The sequence below is a fragment of the Psychrobacter sp. SCQQ22 genome (genome assembly GCF_015864605.1).
In the GTDB taxonomy this organism is placed as follows: domain Bacteria; phylum Pseudomonadota; class Gammaproteobacteria; order Pseudomonadales; family Moraxellaceae; genus Psychrobacter; species Psychrobacter fozii.
The window spans coordinates 1-4,757 of the sequence record NZ_JADYWZ010000016.1; the positions used below are offsets into that span (position 1 = coordinate 1).

Genomic DNA, 4,757 nt, shown 5'->3' on the forward strand with positions numbered 1-4,757 from the left:
CAGCAAACCAAAACCCATCAACAAGCGCCCTACACGCTGATCGATAGCGCTGCTGATACGAGCTATGTCAGTGACGATACGCTGATTCAGCGATCTATGGGTGAGATGATAACGACCACTCAGCAAGATATGATGGTTAGTAGTGGTGATGGTCATCATCAGGTCAGTAGTGAGTCTTTGACGATAGTCGCTGATGGTCAGTTCAGTATGACAAATGCGAAAGACAATATTATGCTGTCTGCGCATACAGGGAAGCTTGAGGCGACAGCGAAGCAAGATGTGAATATGTCATCCTCGACCAAGGAAGTTGAGATAGTGGCAACGAATAAGATTACGCTAACAGCGGGCGGTGCTAGTATCACGCTAGATGGCGCGGATATTACGATTGCGGCGATGCAGTTTACGGAGAAGGCTGGTAAGCATAGTCGTGATGGCGGCGGGATGGATGGACAGGGATTGGCGGGGTTGCCTAGTTTAGTGGCTGGCGCAATGTATAAGGCACAATTTAAGTTCGCTGACGATGATGATATTGCTTATACCAACACCCCATATATCGCTATCAATCAGAATACAAAAGAAATATTTGAAGGAATAACTGATGCTGAAGGGAATACTGAAACGTTCTTTAGCTCTGATCCTGATGAGATTAAGGTTCACTTAAAACATGGGCAATATAAGGCTCTAGTAAGATTCGCTGATGATGATGATATTCCTTATAGCTTTACCGATTATATTGCAAAAGCTGAAGTAACTGGCGAAGTGTTTGAAGGTACTACTGATGAAGATGGTTATACTGAGATTATGAATACATCTATTGAGCAAGACATTAAAATTCATTTGATAAGTGTTAATGGTAGGGAAAATTCATAATGGGCACTTCTACAAATACATCATCACAAAAAGAAAAGCTTATTACAATAGCTATAGAATCTGGGAGGTTTGGAGTAATAAAAGCTAGTGACAAAAAAAATATAAAGGAAGTTAAGATTACGCAGGTCGCAGATCTTATAAGCGAACAACAAATGCAAAAAATGTTCCCTAACGCTAATACTCGTAAGCGGGAGGTAGTGAGAGCCTTACTAAATAAATATATGCCAAAATTTGGAATGACAACTCCTCTACGAATATCACATTTTTTAGCACACGTTCAAGCAGAAGTTGGAGACGAGCTTGTCGGAAAAGAGGAAAGTTTATGGTATTCAGTGTCATCATTAAGAAACACTTTTAACCGTTATTTTAAACACTATCCTGAGGAAGCTGATCAACTAGGTTATAAACGAATACCAATAAATGATTATAACAAACTTTCACAAGTACAAAAAAATATATATATTCGTACCAATGAAGCTTATGCCTACTCTCAGCTTCCGCAAGAAAATGAAATTGCAAAAAGAGTGTATGCCTGTAATACAGGCGATGGGTATTTTGATTATGACAATGTACTAAAAGGTGGAGACCTTACAGGATTATTATATAAGGGCAAAGGTTTCATTCAATTAACTTGGAAAGGTAATTATAAAAAAGTTAATGAAATATTAAACAATAAGATGCCCGAAGAAAATCTAGATATTATGAAAAATCCTAACAATATTATAAATACACGTGAAGGTATTTTAACTGCTCTTGGTTTTTGGGAGTGGCAAAAACTTAATCAAAAAGCAGATAAAGGTAAAACTGGTTCAGTAGTTGACTCAATTACTGATGATGTGAATTATCACACAGGAAGCCGCCAGAAGCGTAAAGATAACTTTACAAAATTTTATGCAATTATGGCAGACTAAACATTATGAACTATAAAGCTTTTTTCTTAAGTCTTTTACTTCTTAGCGGCTGTGCTTACTCCTCAAATGAGACTGATGATAAGAAAGTTGCCGTTTCTTACAATATTTCATTCCCCGAACTAGCAGTCACAGAAAATAATGACGGTTCATCAGTAGTAAAATACCAAACGGCTGATGGTCTGCAAGTAGTTCAATTGCCAACGAGTAGAACATATAATCAGGAATTACGATATTTTGATGTCAATACTCGCTCTGAGAATACAAATTATTTATCAGAACAAAGTGATTTAAATTACATATTAGGTGATTTTACTAACAACCGATTTCTAAATCCAAATCCTTTATTACAAATCAAATTAAGACAAGATGGTCAGCAAAGTTATTATGTGCTGGAATTCTTATTTGATAATAAGAAAAATGATTTTATATTGGTTAATACTTATCAATTGCTATATTTAAATTATTGTGGTCACGAACTAAACTCTATCAAAAATATCGACCCTCCAACTACACACAGCCTATTATCGTCAATCAACTTTGGAAAAGTTAATCAGAAATTATTTTCGACTGGTTTCTACAAAGGCGAAAAGATAATTCCTGAAATTTTGTTAGATAAGTATCAGCTACTAATGGATAAAGGTACTCCTAACAAACAGGCGATCGTCGAATCACTCATTCAAACTAACGAGTCTAATGATGGTGATAGATGTATGCCTGAAGAGTACATCGATGCCCTTTACTACTATGAAGACGATATAGAGTTATCAAATAACCTCGCTTTTTACTTTGCACAGTATGGTTATCACAATGAAGCCATAGAGTTGTTAGACTCTGTCATAAGCTCTCATCCTGAAAGAGCGGTAGCTTACTTGAATATTGCTGATAGTTATCAAGCCATTGGCGATGAAACTAAAGCGGATGAATACTATAAAAGATATTATGAGAAAATGACTAACCTTGATAAAGATAAGAGCATTCCAAAGAGAGTACTACTACAGCGTTGAGATATGGTGTTATTGATAAGTATAATACATGAATCCTATTTATCAGCGAATCAATAATAAAAGAGGTGATTAATGAGTGAAACCGGTAATAAGTTTGATAATTTATCTGATAAAGAACTAACAATTATCAAAGCTGTACCTCTTATGATTGCATTATCAAATGTCAATATCACAAGGAACTTAGGAGAATATTTAATCGTTATTGATGGGAAAATGGTATCAGAAATACTGGGTATAGGTAATTTATATATTTATAAGGGAAATAAGCTTGAAATGTCTATTGTTGCAAATAGTGGAGGGTTCGGTAGTGGTGCGCCTCCTAATGGAGAATATACTACGCATACGTATCGTGATAGAACTGAAGCAGGTAGTTACAGTAAAGGTATGAACAAGAATGGAGTCGGTTTTAGCTTTAATATTGACCCTCAGTTTAGCACCAAAAGATCTTTGCTACGTATACATCCTGACGGTAATAATAAAGGAACTTTGGGTTGTGTCGGTTTAAGCGGGTCAAAAAAGGAGCTAACCAGTATTCGAGACAAGATTAATGAAATACTCAAGACTCAAAAATCAATAAAAACTAAGATAAATATTGATGGAAATCCAAATAATCATATTCCACCATCTGGTGCAACCCCGAATGAATAAAGGATTGATCATATGAAAAAAATTTATTTGATAGGCTTGACCTTGCAATTTTCAGCTTCAGCAGCTTCTAATACTTTCTATAATTATGATATTAGTGGATATGGTATTATCAACGACTCTGATGGTCATGTTAATCTGAGAAAACTACCTGATTTAAAATCTAAAATTATTGATAAGATAGATAATGGCACACTCGTTTATTGTTACAATGAGGGTGGCAGAGTAGATGATTTTTGTTATTCTCAAACTAAGAAAGGTCTAGGATATATACATACCTCTAGAATCTTAGTTTTAGAAGATAAATTCAAATATAAAGCTTTGAGCAGCCTTCATGTTTTATATAATAAAAAAAATAAAATCTATATAAGATACAATGAGAATAATTACACAAGCATTTGCATTAACGATAGACTCAATTGTATAAGTCAAGAAAAAATAAAAAATATCAAAAATATTAATATAAACTCTCATGTAGCATACTTTGACAAAAAATCAGGAAATATATACTTAACTGCTTCCAATGGAACTGATGGTAATACACATAATATTGTTTGGACTATTAAGCCTGACAACAGCATTACTCAATGGGTCTATACATTTGATTTCTAAATTTACTTTTTATATTCTGATGATGTAAAATTCCCTATAACAGAAGGTTTAAGCTTGTTGAAAATTCAAGCATATCATATATTTTTTGTTTTCAAACATGCAGCTACTATACTTGAATGTCTGTTATAACAGCCTTTGATAATACTTCAAACTACAACTTAGCGGTACCCGTATATATCCAAGGGCTTTTCTCTTTATGTATCGCTATTTTTGTACTCATTTATAAATATCTTAGCTCAAATAAACGACTCTATTATAAGTTCTGATTCAAACAGAACAATAGCCTATTTAAATATGGCTGATAACTATCAAGCAATTGGTGACAAAGATATGGATGACAGCTATGTATATGACCGTTATGATACAGGTAAATACTGTTCAATAAAACCACTACAACTACAACCACTCTTTGCAAGATTTTAATGTCACCACTAGCCATAATTGCAATGGAGATCCTTTGATGATCAAAGGATTTCAGGAATTTAGACAGAGGTCTTATCGTAGCGCAAAAACGACTCAAGCTCTTGTGATTAGTCAAGATAGCAGCGAAAAGTAGGAACGGCTACAGCAAACCTTATCACATCCCACTCAGTCCGCTGACGTTACCATAAACACCAGCACTGATGCAGTCTATCGGTGATGGTGAGCACTTAATCAATACTGGTAGCTTATTGTCCAGTACGCGCCCTAGCCTATTTGCCACGGACAATGAACA

At 34.8% G+C, this 4,757-nt stretch carries 5 protein-coding genes; all 5 read left to right on the plus strand.

What is annotated here, in order from left to right; all coding sequences use genetic code 11:
• On the plus strand, positions 1-870 hold an 870-nt coding region (locus I6E84_RS13990; RefSeq protein WP_197218621.1), incomplete at its 5' end, for a DUF2345 domain-containing protein.
• Positions 870-1,781, plus strand: a complete 912-nt coding sequence (locus tag I6E84_RS13995) for a glycoside hydrolase family 19 protein (RefSeq protein ID WP_197218623.1) — start codon at positions 870-872, stop codon at positions 1,779-1,781. The genes I6E84_RS13990 and I6E84_RS13995, both read left to right, overlap by 1 nt.
• A 5-nt stretch (positions 1,782-1,786) precedes the next feature.
• Positions 1,787-2,785 (plus strand): tetratricopeptide repeat protein, encoded by a 999-nt coding sequence (locus I6E84_RS14000; protein WP_197218625.1) that lies wholly within the window; start codon positions 1,787-1,789, stop codon positions 2,783-2,785.
• A 72-nt stretch (positions 2,786-2,857) separates the two neighbouring features.
• Entirely contained in the window at positions 2,858-3,433 is a 576-nt protein-coding gene (locus tag I6E84_RS14005; protein ID WP_197218626.1) for a hypothetical protein, read from the plus strand.
• Positions 3,434-3,445: 12 nt separating this feature from the next.
• The gene (locus I6E84_RS14010; protein ID WP_197218627.1) at positions 3,446-4,042 is read left to right on the plus strand and encodes a hypothetical protein; all 597 of its coding nucleotides are present in this window, start codon (positions 3,446-3,448) and stop codon (positions 4,040-4,042) included.
• Positions 4,043-4,757: the final 715 nt, after the last annotated feature.